The organism is Streptomyces sp. NPDC086077, assembly GCF_040686175.1.
Taxonomy (GTDB): Bacteria; Actinomycetota; Actinomycetes; order Streptomycetales; family Streptomycetaceae; genus Streptomyces.
The window spans coordinates 1-16,093 of sequence record NZ_JBFBJT010000159.1 but is presented as its reverse complement, the minus strand read 5'-3'; the positions used below and the strand labels follow the sequence as shown (position 1 = coordinate 16,093).

General features: G+C 71.8%; 18 protein-coding genes. 5 read left to right on the top strand and 13 right to left on the bottom strand.

The annotated features are described in order from the left end of the window. Positions 1–617: TIGR03085 family metal-binding protein (locus tag AB0O67_RS31440; protein WP_365457454.1), on the top strand; the 617-nt coding region annotated here is incomplete at its 5' end. Positions 618–639: 22 nt separating this feature from the next. Here the strand turns inward: AB0O67_RS31440 and hisF are convergent. The 8 genes from hisF to hisD are packed head-to-tail and all read right to left on the bottom strand — an operon-like array spanning position 640 to position 6,377. After that, positions 640–1,395 carry an imidazole glycerol phosphate synthase subunit HisF gene (gene hisF, locus AB0O67_RS31435; protein WP_365457451.1) on the bottom strand — a complete coding sequence of 252 codons (756 nt, stop codon included), beginning with the start codon at positions 1,393–1,395 and terminating at the stop codon, positions 640–642. Beyond that, positions 1,392–1,796 (bottom strand): RidA family protein, encoded by a 405-nt coding sequence (locus AB0O67_RS31430; RefSeq protein ID WP_365457448.1) that lies wholly within the window; start codon positions 1,794–1,796, stop codon positions 1,392–1,394. The genes hisF and AB0O67_RS31430 overlap by 4 nt, the downstream gene beginning before the upstream one ends. 36 nt (positions 1,797–1,832) lie before the next feature. Beyond that, the gene (gene priA, locus AB0O67_RS31425; RefSeq protein ID WP_365457445.1) at positions 1,833–2,555 is read right to left on the bottom strand and encodes a bifunctional 1-(5-phosphoribosyl)-5-((5-phosphoribosylamino)methylideneamino)imidazole-4-carboxamide isomerase/phosphoribosylanthranilate isomerase PriA; all 723 of its coding nucleotides are present in this window, start codon (positions 2,553–2,555) and stop codon (positions 1,833–1,835) included. Between the two features lie 4 nt (positions 2,556–2,559). Then, the gene (hisH, locus tag AB0O67_RS31420) at positions 2,560–3,207 is read right to left on the bottom strand and encodes an imidazole glycerol phosphate synthase subunit HisH (protein ID WP_365457442.1); all 648 of its coding nucleotides are present in this window, start codon (positions 3,205–3,207) and stop codon (positions 2,560–2,562) included. Further along, positions 3,198–3,362: a hypothetical protein gene (locus tag AB0O67_RS31415; protein ID WP_365457439.1), complete on the bottom strand. Its 165-nt coding sequence runs from the start codon at positions 3,360–3,362 to the stop codon at positions 3,198–3,200. Before AB0O67_RS31415 ends, hisH begins: the two co-directional genes overlap by 10 nt. Then, entirely contained in the window at positions 3,359–3,952 is a 594-nt protein-coding gene (hisB, locus tag AB0O67_RS31410; RefSeq protein ID WP_365457436.1) for an imidazoleglycerol-phosphate dehydratase HisB, read from the bottom strand. Before hisB ends, AB0O67_RS31415 begins: the two co-directional genes overlap by 4 nt. After that, the gene (locus AB0O67_RS31405) at positions 3,949–5,055 is read right to left on the bottom strand and encodes a histidinol-phosphate transaminase (RefSeq protein WP_365457433.1); all 1,107 of its coding nucleotides are present in this window, start codon (positions 5,053–5,055) and stop codon (positions 3,949–3,951) included. Before AB0O67_RS31405 ends, hisB begins: the two co-directional genes overlap by 4 nt. Then, positions 5,052–6,377: a histidinol dehydrogenase gene (gene hisD / locus AB0O67_RS31400; RefSeq protein WP_365457430.1), complete on the bottom strand. Its 1,326-nt coding sequence runs from the start codon at positions 6,375–6,377 to the stop codon at positions 5,052–5,054. The genes AB0O67_RS31405 and hisD overlap by 4 nt, the downstream gene beginning before the upstream one ends. A 184-nt stretch (positions 6,378–6,561) precedes the next feature. Here hisD and AB0O67_RS31395 point away from each other — a divergent pair, with 184 nt between their 5' ends. From AB0O67_RS31395 to ybaK, 3 genes are all read left to right on the top strand, one after another. Next, a complete protein-coding gene (locus AB0O67_RS31395; protein ID WP_365457427.1) occupies positions 6,562–8,142 on the top strand; it encodes an oxidoreductase in 1,581 nt (526 codons plus the stop codon). 71 nt (positions 8,143–8,213) lie between these two features. Next, on the top strand, positions 8,214–8,954 hold the full coding sequence (locus AB0O67_RS31390) for an LON peptidase substrate-binding domain-containing protein (protein ID WP_365457424.1): 741 nt from the start codon (positions 8,214–8,216) through the stop codon (positions 8,952–8,954). 28 nt (positions 8,955–8,982) lie between these two features. Beyond that, entirely contained in the window at positions 8,983–9,486 is a 504-nt protein-coding gene (gene ybaK / locus AB0O67_RS31385) for a Cys-tRNA(Pro) deacylase (RefSeq protein WP_365457421.1), read from the top strand. 191 nt (positions 9,487–9,677) lie between these two features. Here ybaK and AB0O67_RS31380 read toward each other — a convergent pair whose 3' ends face one another. The 4 genes from AB0O67_RS31380 to AB0O67_RS31365 form a co-directional block, all read right to left on the bottom strand. Continuing rightward, complete coding sequence (locus AB0O67_RS31380) at positions 9,678–10,376, bottom strand: AAA family ATPase (RefSeq protein WP_365457418.1); 699 nt, start codon at positions 10,374–10,376, stop codon at positions 9,678–9,680. 34 nt (positions 10,377–10,410) lie between these two features. Beyond that, positions 10,411–11,232 (bottom strand): ABC transporter permease, encoded by an 822-nt coding sequence (locus tag AB0O67_RS31375; RefSeq protein WP_365457415.1) that lies wholly within the window; start codon positions 11,230–11,232, stop codon positions 10,411–10,413. Positions 11,233–11,311: 79 nt separating this feature from the next. Next, positions 11,312–12,286: an ABC transporter ATP-binding protein gene (locus AB0O67_RS31370; RefSeq protein ID WP_365457457.1), complete on the bottom strand. Its 975-nt coding sequence runs from the start codon at positions 12,284–12,286 to the stop codon at positions 11,312–11,314. A gap of 187 nt (positions 12,287–12,473) precedes the next feature. Next, positions 12,474–13,691 (bottom strand): NYN domain-containing protein, encoded by a 1,218-nt coding sequence (locus AB0O67_RS31365; protein ID WP_365457412.1) that lies wholly within the window; start codon positions 13,689–13,691, stop codon positions 12,474–12,476. A 235-nt stretch (positions 13,692–13,926) separates the two neighbouring features. Here AB0O67_RS31365 and AB0O67_RS31360 point away from each other — a divergent pair, with 235 nt between their 5' ends. Beyond that, a complete protein-coding gene (locus AB0O67_RS31360) occupies positions 13,927–14,091 on the top strand; it encodes a hypothetical protein (RefSeq protein ID WP_365457409.1) in 165 nt (54 codons plus the stop codon). Between the two features lie 90 nt (positions 14,092–14,181). On the opposite strand, the gene dnaE is transcribed toward AB0O67_RS31360, so the two are convergent. Continuing rightward, positions 14,182–16,093, bottom strand: a 1,912-nt coding sequence (dnaE, locus tag AB0O67_RS31355; RefSeq protein ID WP_365457406.1) for a DNA polymerase III subunit alpha, incomplete at its 5' end; no start/stop codon positions are given.

The window sequence follows — 16,093 nt, the reverse complement described above, 5'->3', positions numbered from 1 at the left end:
GTGAACGGCTTCTCCTCGCCGACCTCTTGGAGACCGCCGGTCCGGACGCCACCACCCTGTGCGAGGGCTGGCTGACCCGGGACCTGGCAGCGCACGTGGTCGTGCGCGAGCGCCGCCCGGACGCCGCCGGCGGCCTGGTGATCAAGCAGCTCGCGCCCCGCCTGGAGAAGGTGATGGAGGAGTACACGGACAAGCCGTACGAGGAGCTGATCCAGCTCATCCGCTCCGGCCCGCCGCGCTTCTCACCCTTCCAGCTCAAGCAGATCGACGAGATGTCGAACACCATCGAGTTCTACGTCCACGCCGAGGACGTCCGCCGCGCCCAGGCCGACTGGACGTCCCGCGAGCTCGACCCGGTCTTCCAGGACGCCCTGTGGTCCCGGCTGGAGCGCACCGCCCGGCTGATGGGCCGCGCGGTCCCCACGGGCCTGGTGCTGCGCCGTCCCGACGGTCAGACGACGGTCGCCCACCGCGGCACCCCGGTCGTCACGGTGACGGGTGAGCCGTCGGAGCTGCTGCTGTTCCTCTACGGCCGGCAGAACGCCGCCAAGGTGGACGTCGACGGCGACGCGGACGCGATCACGAAGCTGGAGGAGAGCAGGCAGCTCGGCATCTGAGAAGCGGGACCGGCGGCCGGGCTCACCGTACGGGGTGGCCCGCCGTCCGCAGCGTCTCCTTGACCTCGCCGATCCGCAGATCGCCGAAGTGGAACACCGAGGCCGCGAGGACGGCGTCCGCGCCCGCCCCGATGGCCGGCGGGAAGTCGGCCAGCCTGCCCGCGCCGCCGGAGGCGATCACCGGCACGGTGACGTGCTTGCGGACCGCGGCGATCATCTCCAGGTCGTAGCCGTCCTTGGTGCCGTCCGCGTCCATCGAGTTGAGCAGGATCTCGCCGGCCCCGAGCTCGGCGGCCCGGTGCGCCCACTCGACGGCGTCGATGCCGGTGCCCTGGCGACCGCCGTGGGTGGTGACCTCGAAGGAGCCCGAGGCGGTGCGGCGGGCGTCGACCGACAGGACCAGCACCTGGCGGCCGAAGCGCTCGGCGATCTCGCGGATCAGGTCGGGCCGCGCGATGGCGGCGGTGTTGACGCCCACCTTGTCGGCGCCCGCCCGCAGCAGCCGGTCCACGTCCTCGGCGGTGCGCACGCCACCGCCGACCGTCAGCGGGATGAAGACCTGCTCGGCGGTGCGGCGCACCACGTCGTAGGTGGTCTCCCGGTTGCCGGAGGACGCGGTGATGTCCAGGAACGTCAGCTCGTCGGCGCCCTCGGCGTCGTACACCTTGGCCATCTCGACGGGGTCGCCCGCGTCGCGCAGGTTCTGGAAGTTGACGCCCTTGACGACCCGGCCGTTGTCCACGTCCAGGCAGGGGATGACTCGGACCGCCAGGGTCATGACTGCTCGGCTCCTCTGCATGCCTCTACTTCGACTTCGACCAGGATGCGCGGGTCCACGAAGCCCTCCACCACGAGGAGGGTGGACACCGGCCGCACCGTGTCGAAGAGTTCCTTGTGGGCGCGGCCCACCTCGTCCACGTCCCGCGGATGCGTCAGGTACATCCGGGTGCGGATCACGGACCCGACCCCGAGTCCGAACTCGCCGATCGCCTCGATCGCGCTGGTGAAGGCCACCTTGGCCTGTTCGTAGGGGTCGCCCTCGCCGTACAGCACATCGCCCTTGAAGGACGTCGTGCCTCCCACCAGCACCCGGTCACCCGCCGCGACGGCGCGTGCGAAACCGAAGGACTCCTCCCAGGGACTCCCGCTCTGCACCCGCCGCACGGCATCGGACGTCATGACACTGTGTCCTTCTTCAAGAGGTGGCCTCCGGTTTCAAGAGGTGGCCTCCAGGGCCTCTTCCAGGGTGAACGCCTTGGCGTACAGCGCCTTCCCGACGATGGAGCCCTCGACACCGAGGGGCACGAGCCCGGCGATCGCCCGCAGGTCGTCCAGCGAGGACACGCCGCCGGAGGCCACGACAGGGCGGTCGGTCGCCGCGCAGACGTTCTTCAGCAGCTCCAGGTTCGGACCCTGGAGCGTGCCGTCCTTGGCGATGTCGGTGACGACGTACCGCGCGCAGCCCTCCTTGTTGAGGCGCTCCAGCGTCTCGTAGAGGTCGCCGCCGTCGCGGGTCCAGCCGCGGCCGCGCAGCGTCGTGCCGCGGACGTCGAGACCGACCGCGATCTTGTCGCCGTGCTCGGCGATGACCTTGGCGACCCACTCGGGGGTCTCCAGGGCCGCCGTGCCGAGGTTCACGCGGGTGCAGCCGGTGGCGAGGGCCGCGGCGAGGGTGTCGTCGTCGCGGATGCCGCCGGACAGCTCCACCTTGATGTCCATCGCCCCGGTGACCTCGGCGATCAGCGCGCGGTTGTCGCCGGTGCCGAAGGCGGCGTCCAGGTCGACCAGGTGCAGCCACTCGGCGCCCGCCCGCTGCCAGGCCAGGGCGGCCTCCAGCGGGGCGCCGTACGAGGTCTCCGTGCCGGACTCGCCGTGCACGAGGCGGACGGCCTGACCGTCGCGGACGTCGACGGCGGGGAGGAGTTCGAGCTTGGCCATGTCTCTACAGGGTTCCGATCCAGTTGGTGAGCAGCTGCGCGCCGGCGTCGCCGGACTTCTCGGGGTGGAACTGCGTGGCCCACAGGGCGCCGTTCTCCACGGCGGCCACGAAGGGCTTGCCGTGCGTGGACCAGGTGACGAGCGGTGCGCGCATCGCCGGGTTCGCCGTCTCCAGCCTCCAGTCCTGGACGGCGTAGGAGTGCACGAAGTAGAAGCGGGCGTCGGCGTCCAGGCCGGCGAACAGCTCGGAGCCGGCCGGTGCCTCCACGGTGTTCCAGCCCATGTGCGGCACGATCTCGGCCTGCAGCGGCTCGACCGCGCCGGGCCACTCGTCGAGGCCCTCGGTCTCGACGCCGTGCTCGATGCCCCGGGCGAAGAGGATCTGCATGCCCACACAGATACCCATCACGGGGCGCCCGCCGGCCAGCCGCCGGTCGACGATCCAGTCGCCGCGGGCCTCGCGCAGGCCGGTCATGCAGGCGGCGAAGGCGCCGACGCCCGGCACCAGCAGGCCGTCGGCGTTCATGGCCTTGTCGAAGTCACGCGTTATCTCGACGTCGGCTCCCACGCGCGCGAGGGCGCGCTCGGCCGACCTCACGTTGCCGAAGCCGTAGTCGAAGACGACGACGCTCCTGGGGGCGGTCAATTCCACACCTCCAACCGCAGGACGCCCGCGACCAGGCACATCGCGGCGCCGATGGAGAGCAGCACGATCAGGCCCTTGGGCATCTGCTGCTTGACGAAGGAGACGATGCCGCCGACCAGGAAGAGGCCGACGACGATCAGCAGCGTGGAGGTGCCGGTCACAGCGCGCCCTTCGTCGACGGGAGGATGCCGGCCGCGCGCGGGTCGCGCTCGCAGGCGTAGCGCAGGGCCCGGGCCAGCGCCTTGAACTGGCACTCCACGATGTGGTGCGCGTTGCGCCCGTAGGGCACGTGCACGTGGAGCGCGATCTGCGCCTGGGCGACGAACGACTCCAGGATGTGCCGGGTCATCGTCGTGTCGTACTCGCCGATCATCGGCGCCATCTTCTCCGGCTCGGTGTGCACGAGGTAGGGGCGGCCGGAGAGGTCGACGGTGACCTGGGCGAGGGACTCGTCGAGGGGGACCGTGCAGTTGCCGAAGCGGTAGATCCCCACCTTGTCGCCGAGCGCCTGTTTGAAGGCGGCGCCCAGCGCGAGGGCGGTGTCCTCGATGGTGTGGTGCGAGTCGATGTGGAGGTCGCCCTCGGTCTTCACGGTCAGGTCGAACAGACCGTGCCGGCCGAGCTGGTCGAGCATGTGGTCGTAGAAGCCGACCCCGGTCGACACGTCGACCTTGCCGGTGCCGTCGAGGTCGATCTCGACGACGACCGATGTCTCTTTGGTCGTGCGCTGCACGCGTCCCACGCGGCTCATGAACTCTGCTCCTTCTTCAACTCACGGACCGCGTCGAGGAACGCGTCGTTCTCGTCCGGCGTCCCGGCGGTGACCCGCAGCCACCCCGGTACGCCGTTGTCCCGGACCAGGACGCCCCGGTCGAGGATCTTCTTCCAGGCCTCGTGGGCGTCGGCGAACCGGCCGAACTGCACGAAGTTGGCGTCCGACTCGGTGACGTCGTAGCCGATCGCGCGCAGCTCGGCGACCAGCCGGTCCCGCTCGGCCTTCAGCTGCTCGACGTATCCGAGCAGTGTGCCGGTGTGCTCCAGGGCGGCGAGGGCGGTCGCCTGGGTGACCGCCGACAGGTGGTAAGGCAGCCGTACGAGTTGCACGGCGTCGACGACGGCCGGGGCCGCGGCCAGATAGCCGAGGCGCAGGCCGGCCGCGCCGAAGGCCTTGGACATGGTCCGGGAGATCACCAGATGCGGGCGGCCCTCCAGCAGCGGCAGCAGCGAGGCGCCGTGGCTGAACTCGACGTACGCCTCGTCCACGACCACCATCGACGGCTTCGCCGCCTGTGCGGCCTCGTAGAGGGCCACCACCGTCTCGCGCGGGACCGCGTTGCCGGTGGGGTTGTTGGGGGTGGTGACGAAGACGACGTCGGGCCGGTGCTCGGCGATCGCCCGCTCGGCGGCCGCGGCGTCGATGGAGAAGTCGGCCTGCCGTGGACCGGAGATCCAGCCGGTGCCCGTCCCGCGCGCGATGAGGCCGTGCATCGAGTACGACGGCTCGAAGCCGAGGGCCGTGCGGCCCGGTCCGCCGAATGTCTGCAGCAACTGCTGGATGACCTCGTTGGAGCCGTTGGCCGCCCAGACGTTGGCGGGACCGACCCGGTGTCCCGAGGTCGTGGTCAGGTAGGCGGCGAGCCGGGTGCGCAGCTCGACCGCGTCGCGGTCGGGGTAGCGGTTGAGGTTCCGGGCCGCCTCGCGGACCCGCTCGGCGATCCGTTCGACCAGCGGCTCGGGCAGGGGGTAGGGGTTCTCGTTGGTGTTCAGCCGCACGGGCACGTCCAGTTGGGGCGCGCCGTAGGGGGACTTGCCGCGCAGCTCGTCCCGTACGGGGAGATCGTCGATGCCAGTCACTTGCCCGCGGGTACCTTCCAGTCGAACCGGGCCTTGATCGCCGCGCCGTGCGCGGGCAGGTCCTCCGCCTCCGCCAGCGTCACCACGTGGTGCGCGACCTCGGCCAGCGCGTCCCGCGTGTAGTCGACGATGTGGATACCGCGCAGGAAGGACTGCACGGACAGGCCCGAGGAGTGGCAGGCGCAGCCGCCGGTGGGCAGGACGTGGTTGGACCCGGCCGCGTAGTCGCCGAGCGAGACCGGTGCCCAGGGGCCGACGAAGATCGCGCCGGCGTTGCGGACCCGTTCGGCCACCGCGGCGGCGTCGGCCGTCTGGATCTCCAGGTGCTCGGCGCCGTAGGCGTCGACCACCCGCAGGCCCTCGTCGACGCCGTCGACCAGGACGATCGCGGACTGCCTGCCCTTGAGGGCCGGGACGATCCGGTCGTCGATGTGCTTGGTGGCCGCGACCTGCGGCTCCAGCTCGCGCTCCACCGCGTCGGCCAGCTCGGCGGAGTCGGTGACCAGCACCGCCGCCGCCAGCGGGTCGTGCTCGGCCTGGCTGATCAGGTCGGAGGCGATGTGCACCGGGTCGGCGGTGGCGTCGGCCAGCACGGCGATCTCGGTCGGGCCGGCCTCGGCGTCGATGCCGATCCTGCCGGTGAAGAAGCGCTTGGCCGCGGCGACCCAGATGTTGCCCGGGCCGGTGACCATGTTGGCGGGCGGGCAGGACTCGGTGCCGTAGGCGAACATCGCCACGGCCGTCGCGCCGCCGGCGGCGTACACCTCGTCCACGCCGAGCAGGGCGCACGCGGCGAGGATGGTGGGGTGCGGCAGCCCGCCGAACTCCGCCTGCGCCGGGGAGGCGAGCGCGATCGACTCGACGCCGGCCTCCTGGGCGGGCACGACGTTCATGACCACGGACGACGGGTAGACCGAGCGGCCACCCGGCGCGTACAGGCCGACGCGCTCGACCGGCACCCACTTCTCGGTGACCGAACCGCCGGGCACGACCTTGGTGGTGTGGCTGGTGCGGCGCTGCTCACGGTGGACGAGGCGGGCCCGCCGGATGGACTCCTCCAGGGCCACGCGCACGGCCGGATCGAGCTCCTCCAGCGCGCGGGCGAGGGCCGCGGCGGGCACCCGCACCCGGTCGAGCTTGACGCCGTCGAACTTCTCGGCGAAGTCGATCAGCGCCGCGTCGCCCCGATGATGCACGGCCTCGCAGATCGGACGCACCTTCTCCAGGGCGGCCGCAACGTCGAAGTCGGCTCGGGGCAGCAGGTCGCGCAGGGCGGGACCCTCCGGGAGGGCGTCGCCGCGCAGATCGATTCGGGAGATCACACACCCAATTCTCGCAGACCCGGACGGGGCGCCGTCCGCGCGTATCAATGGCTGATACGAGACCCCGCTCACGCTGCATGCCACCACCGGGCAGATCACCTTCACCCGGCGTGTTCGGCGCGTCACCCAGCGGGCATGAACGGCAGTACGAAACCCATGAGTAGCAGGGGAGGGAGGGAACACCGTGACCGACGGTACCGGCCTCCGGGACGGGGAACTGCCGGACGATCTGAACGCCGCCGAGGCCGGTATGTGGCAGGCCTTCCGCAACGGCAGCGTCTACGACCTGAGCAGCGGGGACACCGTGGTGGACGATCCGCACGGCCGGCACCCCTGGGGGCCCGGACGGACCGTGCGGGCGCGCATCGTGTGCTGGCTGCTCCTGGACGGGCCGCCCGCCCTGGCGGGCCGGGTGTCCGCACTGAAGCTGACCGGCGTGCAGATCAGCGGCAGCCTCGACCTCGCGGGCGGCGCGGTGGTGCCGTACGTCGAGCTGCGGAGCTGCCGCTTCGAGCGGGAGATATTGATGCCGGAGGCCCGGTTCAGGACCGTACGGCTGGTGAACTGCTCGGTACCGCGGCTGGAGGCCGCCCGGGTGAACACCGAGGGTGATCTGCACCTGCCGCGCTGCCGGTTCCTGGGCGGCGTCCGGCTGACCGACGCGCACATCGGCACGGACCTGCTGCTCAACCAGGCCGTCGTGCACCGGGATCGCACCGGCCGCTCGATCTCCGCGGACGGCATCACCGTCGGCCAGGACCTCCAGGCCGAGATGCTGGAGTCGCACGGCGAGCTGAGCCTGCGCAGTGCGAACGTGGGCGTCTCGCTCAGCCTGCGCGGGGCCCGGCTGCACAACCCGTACACCCGGCAGGCGCTGAACGCCCCGCAGCTGACCGTGGGGCGCACGCTGTACCTCTCCCCGGCGGGCGTCGGCGGTCCGCAGCTGGCCGGACGCACACCCGCGCGCGGGACCCGGATCCAGCACTTCGAGTGCCAGGGCGGGGTGCGCCTCGACGACGGCCGGTTCGGGGACGCGGTCGACCTGGAACGCGCCCGGTTCACCTTCACCGACGACCAGGAACTGTCCCTGCGCCGGGTGCAGGCCCCCGAGCTGCGCTTTCTCGGCGAGCGGCCGCAGCGCGGGAAGGTGGTGCTGTCCGGCGCGCGGACGATCAACCTGGTCGACCGGGCGGGCAGCTGGCCCGGCATCGGCAATCTGGCCATGCGGGGCTTCGTCTACGAGAACCTGGTGCCCCAGGGGTCGTTCCCGCTGGCCCGGCGGCTGGCCTGGGTGGCCGCGGCGACGGCCGAGTACCACCCGGAGCCGTACGAGCGGCTCGCCGCCGTGCTGCGCGCGAGCGGCGAGGACGAGGACGCGCGCGAGGTGCTGCTCGCAAAGCACCGCCGCCGCCGCGAGACCCTGCCGCCGACCGGGAAGCTCTGGGGGTACGCGCAGGACCTGGCGGTGGCCTACGGGTACCGGCCGGGGCGGGCCGCGGTGTGGATGGCGGTGCTGTGGGCGGCGGGCTCGCTGGCCTTCGCGTCCGCCGGGCGGCCCCGGAGCGGCACCAGCACCGGCGAGCCGCCGTGGAACCCCGCCCTGTTCGCCCTCGACCTGCTGCTGCCGGTGATCGACCTGGGCCAGATGGGTTTCTGGCATCTGGACGGCGGCTGGCAGTGGCTCGCCGCCGCTCTGGTCCTGCTCGGCTGGATCCTCGCCACGACGGTCGCGGCGGGGGCGACACGGCTGCTGCGGCGCAATTAGGGCGCTCCGCGATGCCCAGGGAGTGGGCGGGGCGGACGGGTACGGTCCTGCGACCATTAGGCTCTAGCGTCGTGACCACCGTCCGGCTGCCGCTCTTCCCCCTGAACACAGTGCTGTTCCCGGGGCTGGTGCTCCCCTTGAACATCTTCGAGGAGCGCTACCGCGCCATGATGCGCACGCTTCTGAAGACCCCCGAGGACGAACCGCGCCGCTTCGCCGTCGTGACGATCCGCGACGGCCACGAGGTCGCGGCCAGCGAGCCCGGCCTGCCCGACCCGACGGTGGTGCCCGAGCGGGGCTCGGCGGCCGGCTTCGGCGCCGATCCGGCCAAGGCGTTCCACGGCGTGGGCTGCGTGGCCGACGCGGCGACGATCCGGGAGCGGGCCGACGGCACGTTCGAGGTGCTGGCGACCGGGACGACCCGGGTGCGGCTGCTGTCGGTGGACGCGTCGGGGCCGTTCCTCACTGCGGAGCTGGAGGAGCTGCCGGAGGAGGCGGGCGACGAGGCGGGGGCGCTGGCCGAGGGGGTGCTGCGGGCGTTCCGGCAGTACCAGAAGCGGCTGGCGGGGGCACGCGAGCGCTCGCTGTCGACGGGCGGCGACCTGCCGGACGAGCCGTCGGTGGTGTCGTACCTGGTGGCGGCCGCGGTGATGCTGGACACCCCCACCAAGCAGCGCCTGCTCCAGGCGCCGGACACCGCGTCCCGGCTGCGCGACGAGCTGAAACTCCTTCGCTCCGAGACGGCCATCATCCGTACGCTGCCGTCACTGCCGGCGTCGGAGCTGACGCGGGCACCGACGAGCCTGAACTGATCTGCGAACGACCTGGGGAACAGCCCGGATGGCGAAGAAGCCGAAGAAGAACCAGCAGTCCGGCGGCACGCCCGCGACGGTGGCGCTGACGGCGGCGGGCGTGGACTTCACGCTCCACTCCTACGACCACGACCCGTCGCACCCCTCCTACGGCGAGGAGGCGGCACAGGCGATGGGCGTCTCACCGGACCGCGTCTTCAAGACGCTGGTGGCGGACGTCGACGGCACCCTCACGGTCGCGGTGGTTCCGGTGGCGGGCACGCTGGACCTGAAGGCGCTGGCGGCGGCGGTGGGCGGCAAGAGGGCGGCGATGGCCGACCCGGCCCTGGCGGAACGCACCACGGGCTACGTCCGGGGCGGCATCTCGCCCCTCGGCCAGCGCAAGAAGCTCGCCACCGTCCTGGACGGCTCGGCCGCCCCCCACGCCACGATCTGCGTCTCGGCGGGCCGCCGCGGCCTGGAGGTGGAGCTGTCGCCACAGGACCTGGCCGGGCTCACCGAGGCGACCCTGGCCCCCATCGGCCGCGCCTGACCTCTCGACGGGACGTCCTTTCTCGGTTAAGCAGACAGGACATGTCGAAGAAGACCCGGAAACGCAAGTGGCGCATTCGCAAACGCCGGGCCAACCATGGCCGGCGTCCGTCGTAAGGGTCGGCGCCCGTCGCCGGGGCCGCCGGAGTCGTGTCCCAGCCCTCTCACGGTCGGCCCGGCCGGCTGTGAGGGCTACCGGGCCTCTCCGTGCGGCCCGTACCCCACCGGCTCGGGATCCCGGGGCCCGAACAACGCCGTCAGCCCCAGGTGCACCAGCAGTCCCGAGAACGACCAGGCCAGCAGCGCCCCCTTCGCCGCCAGCTCCAGCGGCGCCGAGAAGGTCACCCCCTTGCCCACGTCCTTGGCGTGCGCCAGCACGTCCTGCCCAGGCCCGAGCCATACGCCCAGCCGCCAGGCGAGGAGCGACCCGAGCAGCCCGCCGAGGCCCAGCGCGACCACGAGCGGCACACCCCCGCGCCGCCGCACCAGGAACACCACGAACGCGCTCACCGCACCGAACGCCAGCGCGAGCAGAGTGAACGTTCCGTCGACCCCGATCGACTGCTCCCCCTCGGTGTCCTTGAGGTAGACGACCCACGTCCCGCTCACCACGTCACCGACCAGCGGCACTCGTGGCGCCAGCCAGTCCCACAGCACCCCGAGCAGCACCCCGCACAGCGCCAGGACCACCGTGATCACGGTGGCCTCCCGCAGCTCGGTCTTCATCCCGGGCCCGTCCTCACCCTTGCTTGCCTGGGCGTTTCCGTAGGCGCTTCCGTGAGCGACGGCGTGAGCGTGCCCACCCGCACCGTGTCCGGCCCCGGCCGGGGGCCCCGCACGGTGCGAGGACTGTTCATGCGGCGGCGGTGGTGGCGTCAACGGTGCTGTCACCCTGACATCGTGCCAGGCCCGTACGTGGCGTGCGTCACCGGACGGCGGCCCGGCGGTACGCCCAGGTGGCGACCGCCAGCGAGATCACCCCGACTCCGGCGCACACGGCGAGGTCCGCGGCCACCCGGGCCCAGTCGGGCTGCGCGGCGAAGGTCCGCGCGTACGCCTCCACCCCGTACGTCGACGGCAACAGGTCCCGGGCGAACCGCACGATCTCCGGCATCCGGTCCGGCGGCAGCACGCCCAGCAGCAGCGCCGCCGACATCCCGAGCTGCCCCAGCAGCGTGGCCAGCTCCGGCCGCGGCGCGAGCAGCCCGAGGGCGGCCCCGAGCCCGGCCAGCGCGGCCCCGGCCAGCGGGATCACGGCCAGCAGGACCCACAGGTTGGCCATCGGCAGCCCGAACAGCACGCATCCGAAGACGGCGGTCACCAGCGTCCCCGGCACGGTGAAGGACGCGTACGCCCCCGCGGCTCCCAGCACCACCGCGGCCGGCGGCACCGGCAGCGTGGCGTAGTGGTCTAGCCCGCCGGTGGCCCTGAGCTGCCCGAAGTACTGCGCGAGGAGGTTCAGCGCGACGAACGCGACGACCACGATCGACGACCCGGCCACCACGGCCTGCGCCTCGCCCCCGCCGTCCACCACGCCCCGCATCATGATCATGATGCCGACGGACTGGAAGGTCGCCACGAACAGCAGCGGGATCCGCGCCACCCGCGCCCGGGACAGCTGCGCCCGGTAGACGGCCGCCAGCGACGGCCACAGCCGCGCGGGCGGCGCGAGCTCGGCCGCGCCCCGGGCCGCTCCGTCGGCGGCCAGGACACTGCCCGGCAGCACTTCTGCGGGTACGACACTCACGTCGCGCTGCTCCCCTTCCGCGGTTTCACTCCGGCGTTTCCCCCGTTCCGTACGGATGCGACGGCCCGACGACTCACGCTCATGCCTTGACCAGCCCCTGCCGCGCCGCCCCGCCGAGCGCCATGTACACGTCCTCCAGGCTCGGCGTGGTCAGGGTGAAGTCGTCCAATGCGGCGAAGGCGGCCCCGCCGGTGACCGTCGAGACGACCGCGCGGGCCTCCTCCGGGGCCAGCCGCAGCGTCCAGCGCCGCCCGGACTCCACGACCCGGTCCCGCAGCGCGGCCACCTCGGGCACGTCCAGCGGGGCCCGCTCGCGCCACACCAGATCGACCCGCACCTCACCGGCGACCTGCTCCTTCAGCCCGGAGGGCGTGTCGCAGGCGATCACGCGTCCCCGGTCCAGGACGGCGACCCGGTCGAGCACGGTCTCGGCCTCGATGACGTTGTGGGTGACCAGCACGACGGTCGTGCCGCGCTCGGCCCGGCGCCGGTCCACCGCGGACCACACGGCCCTCCGCGCCACGGGGTCCATCGCCGCGGTGGGCTCGTCCAGCACGAGCAGCGGCCGCTCCCCCACCAGCGCCGCGGCGAGGCAGGCCAGCCGCCGCTGTCCGCCGGAGAGCTTCTTCAGCGGCCGCCCGGCGATCGCGGTGAGCCCCAGCTCCTCCAGCACGGCGTCCCGCTCCGCCCGTGCCGGCCGCGCGTCCAGTCCGCGCAGCCGCGCGGTGGTCTCGGCGGCGAGGGCCACGGTCAGTTCGTCGAGGGCGGTGGACTCCTGCCCGAGGTAGGCGAGGATGCGTGAGGCCCGCTCGGGGTGGCGCACGATGTCGTGGCCGAGGATCTCGACACTGCCCTTGTCGGGCCGCATCAGGCCGGTCAGCTGGCGGACGAGGGTGGACTTGCCGGCGCCGTTCGGCCCGAGCAGCCCGAAGATCTCGCCCTGGCGCACATCGAGCCGCACGTCGTCGGTGGCCCGGACCTCGGGTGTGGCGGGCGTCCCGCGCCGGGCCCGTACAGCCGGATAGGTCTTGGTCAGCCCACGCACCGCACACACGACCTCACCACTGTCCCGGAAGGCCTGTGCCGCGCGCGTACTCACAAGGGACGAGCCTACGGGGTCCGCACCCCCGGCACGCTCCCGGGTCGGCCTACGCCACGAAAACCGCCTCTGAGCACGAACCCACCGCAACGGCACGCGCGCACGGCGGCGCCGGGCAGCGCCGGAGCCGCCCGGGCAGCGCTCACTGCTCCACGGCGGGGGCGGGTTCGGCCGCCGTACGGACGTCGATCTCCCGCCAGAAACCGGCCCGGATCGCGTACCGGTCGTGCTCGTCGATCTGGTCGTCCTTGTGTGCGAGCAGCCCGAAGCGGGCGGCGTACCGCAGCAGTTCCCCGTCGATCCGGTGCGGGATCCGTGGGTACATCCCGGACAGCTTCTGCAGGTGGGCCTGGTCGCCGAGCCGGGCCATCCACCGTCGGGCGAACACCTGTCCGACCTCGTACGGGTCCCCGCCGACGGTCGTGATGTCCTCCTCCCGGTCGGCCCACCGCTGCTCCGCCGTGGTCAGCTGCGCCAGCGTCGGCATCGAGGCGACCTCGGGCGGCTCAGCGGCGACGCCGGGACGGTCCACCCAGCCCTTGTCGGAGGACCAGCGCAGGGTCGCGGTGGCGGGCTGCGGGGGCTGCGGGCCGTGAGCGCGCAACGCGGCCAGGTCCTTGGGCGTCGGGACACCCTTGGGCGCCGGGACCCGCTCCTCGGCGCCGTTCTGCGCGGCGGCCGGTGCGGTGCGCTGCGGCTCGTCGGCGGGCCGCTCGGTGGCGGGGGCGAGAGTTGAGTCGGGCAGCGGCGCGGACAGGATCGCGGCGATCTCCGGCCGGGGTACGGGAGGCGGTGCGCAGATCCCGCCCAGTTCCTTGGCGCGTACGGCCTTGGTGATCCACGTCCGGTCGAGCACGCGCCGCTCGTCGGCCTCGGCGACCAGGTCCTCGGACTGGTTGTAGTCGCCGTCGGCGGCCTGCACGGCCCACAGGTGCACGGCGACCCCGTGCTCCTTGGCGGCCATCATGCCCGGCAGCAGATCGCCGTCGCCGGTCACCAGGACGATGTCGGAGCAGGCGCGGTTGCGTGCCAGCTCGGTGAGCTCGGCGTGCATCGCGGCGTCGACGCCCTTCTGGTTCCACCGGCCGTCGCTGCGGGTGAGCGCGCCGAGCCGGACCGTGACCCGGGGCATCACACGCAGTCGGCGGTGCTCGGGTTGCGGAACGCGGTCGGGGGCGCCGTCGAACCAGTAGATGCGCAGCAGTGGCCGTTCCGTGTCGGACTCGGCGCGTTCTCGCAGTCCCTGGATGAGGGCGGTGTGATCCACGGTGATCCGGGACCGTGAGGGCTCCCCGGCGAGGAGGCTGGCGGCGGCCCCCAGCAGATACCCGGCGTCCACCAGGACGACGCAGCGGTCCACGCGACTCACCCTCTTCCCGGGAGGTTTGCTTCGGGCTTCCTTCGAGTCTGCCCGACCACGCGGGGGTTAACGGCCCGAACTCGATCTTCGGCGTGGCGTTTCGGGGATTCGCGCTCCCCCCTCACGCCGACAAGCCCTGTCACACACGGTAATTGTCCGACATGCGATCGTTATCGGCATATGTGAATCTGGTCCCGGCCCTGGCCCCTAGATCCCCCTCAGGAGGCAGATCACCATGGCCAAGAACAAGAACCGTGACCGTAAGCAGCAGCAGACCGGCCGTGCCGCCCGGCAGCCGGAGCAGCAGTCGGCGGAGCCGATGTCGGAGCAGCAGGCCGCGCAGCCGTCGCCGATAGACGTGGCCCGCAAGGGCCGGCAGAAGCGTTTCGGCCACAACTGACATCCGACAGCGGGTCGTTGCGGCCCCGGCAGATGACGAGGGGCGCGTCCGGCATCGGAGGCGCCCCTCGCTCACGTCGGGACGGGGACCTCAGCCCGCCAGGCAGGACGGCCCGAGCAGCACCTTCAGATCGCCGAACAACGCGGGATCCGGCTTCACCCGGTGCCGGTCCAAGCGCAGGACGGTCGTCTTCGTCGGCCCCTGGAGCTTGATCCGCACCTCGCTGTCGCCCTTGTGGTGGGTGAGGATCTCGCCGAGCCGGCTGATCATCGGCGGAGTGACCTTCACCGCCGGGATGGTGAGCACCACGGGCGCGTTGGTGCCCGCGTTGGACAGGTCGGGGACCATCAGCTCCATCGCGACCAGCCGCGGCACGTCCTCGCGCTTGTCGAGGCGGCCCTTGACGAACACCACGGCGTCCTCGACCAGTTGGGTCGACACCAGTTGGTACGTCGCCGGGAAGAACATGCACTCGATGGATCCGGCGAGGTCCTCGACCGTCGCGATCGCCCAGGCGTTGCCCTGCTTGGTCATCTTGCGCTGCAGGCCCGAGATGATGCCGCCGATGGTGACCACCGCGCCGTCCGCGTGCTCACCGCCGGTGAGTTGGGCGATACCCGCGTCGGCCTTGTCGGACAGCACGTGCTCCAGGCCGAAGAGCGGGTGGTCGGAGACGTACAGACCCAGCATCTCCCGCTCCTGGGCGAGCAGATAGGTCTTGTCCCACTCCTCGTCGGTGAAGACGACGTCGAGTCCGAAGCCGGGCTCGTCGCTCTCCTCCTCACCCATGCCGCCGAAGAGGTCGAACTGACCCTCGGCCTCCTTGCGTTTGACCGCGACCACGTTGTCGATCATCGGCTCGAAGTGCGCGGTGAGGCCCTTGCGGGTGTGCCCCAGGCTGTCGAACGCGCCCGCCTTGATCAGGGACTCCGTGGTGCGCTTGTTGCACGCGGTCGCGTCGACCTTGTCGAGGTAGTCGGGGAAGGACGCGTACCTGCCCTTGGCCTTGCGGCTCTTGATGATCGACTCGACGACGTTCGTACCGACGTTGCGCACGGCCTCCAGGCCGAAGAGGATCACGTCGTCGCCCTGGGCGGCGAAGTTGTGCACCGACTCGTTGACGTTCGGGGGGAGCACCCTGATGCCCATGCGGCGGCACTCGTTGAGGTAGACGGCCGACTTGTCCTTGTCGTCCTTGACCGAGGTCAGCAGGGCTGCCATGTACTCGGCGGGGTGGTTGGCCTTGAGGTAGGCGGTCCAGTACGACACCAGGCCGTACGCGGCGGAGTGCGCCTTGTTGAACGCGTAGCCGGCGAAGGGCACCAGCACGTCCCACAGGGCCTGGATGGCCTCGTCGCTGTAGCCCTTGTCCCGGGCGCCCTTCTGGAAGAGCACGAAGTTCTTGGCCAGTTCGTCGGGCTTCTTCTTGCCCATCACACGGCGGAGGATGTCGGCCTCGCCGAGCGAGTACCCGGCGATGATCTGGGCCGCCTTCTGCACCTGCTCCTGGTAGACGATCAGGCCGTAGGTGACGGCCAGGACCTCTTCGAGGGGCTCCTCCAGCTCCTTGTGGATCGGGGTGATCTCCTGGAGCTTGTTCTTGCGCAGCGCGTAGTTGGTGTGCGAGTCCATGCCCATCGGGCCGGGACGGTACAGCGCCGACACGGCGGAGATGTCTTCGAAGTTGTCGGGCTTCATCAGGCGCAGCAGCGAGCGCATGGGGCCGCCGTCGAACTGGAAGACGCCGAGGGTGTCGCCGCGCTGGAGGAGTTCGAAGGTCGTCGGATCGTCGAGCGGCAGGGAGAGCAGGTCGAGGTCGATGCCCTTGTTGGACTTCACCATCTTGACGGCGTCGTCCATGATCGTCAGGTTGCGCAGGCCGAGGAAGTCCATCTTCAGCAGGCCGAGCGACTCGCACTGCGGGTAGTCCCACTGCGTGATGGTCACGCCGTCCGTGTGCCGCACCCAGATCGGGGCGTGGTCGACGATGGGCTCGCTGGAC

What these genes read in the sequence shown, in the direction of transcription:
- hisB (WP_365457436.1), bottom strand. Translation starts at nt 3,952, where the DNA reads ATGAGCCGCGTGGGACGCGTGCAGCGCACGACCAAAGAGACATCGGTC.
- hisF (WP_365457451.1), bottom strand. Translation starts at nt 1,395, where the DNA reads ATGACCCTGGCGGTCCGAGTCATCCCCTGCCTGGACGTGGACAACGGC.
- AB0O67_RS31360 (WP_365457409.1), top strand. Translation starts at nt 13,927, where the DNA reads ATGGCCAAGAACAAGAACCGTGACCGTAAGCAGCAGCAGACCGGCCGT.
- AB0O67_RS31430 (WP_365457448.1), bottom strand. Translation starts at nt 1,796, where the DNA reads ATGACGTCCGATGCCGTGCGGCGGGTGCAGAGCGGGAGTCCCTGGGAG.
- ybaK (WP_365457421.1), top strand. Translation starts at nt 8,983, where the DNA reads ATGGCGAAGAAGCCGAAGAAGAACCAGCAGTCCGGCGGCACGCCCGCG.
- priA (WP_365457445.1), bottom strand. Translation starts at nt 2,555, where the DNA reads ATGGCCAAGCTCGAACTCCTCCCCGCCGTCGACGTCCGCGACGGTCAG.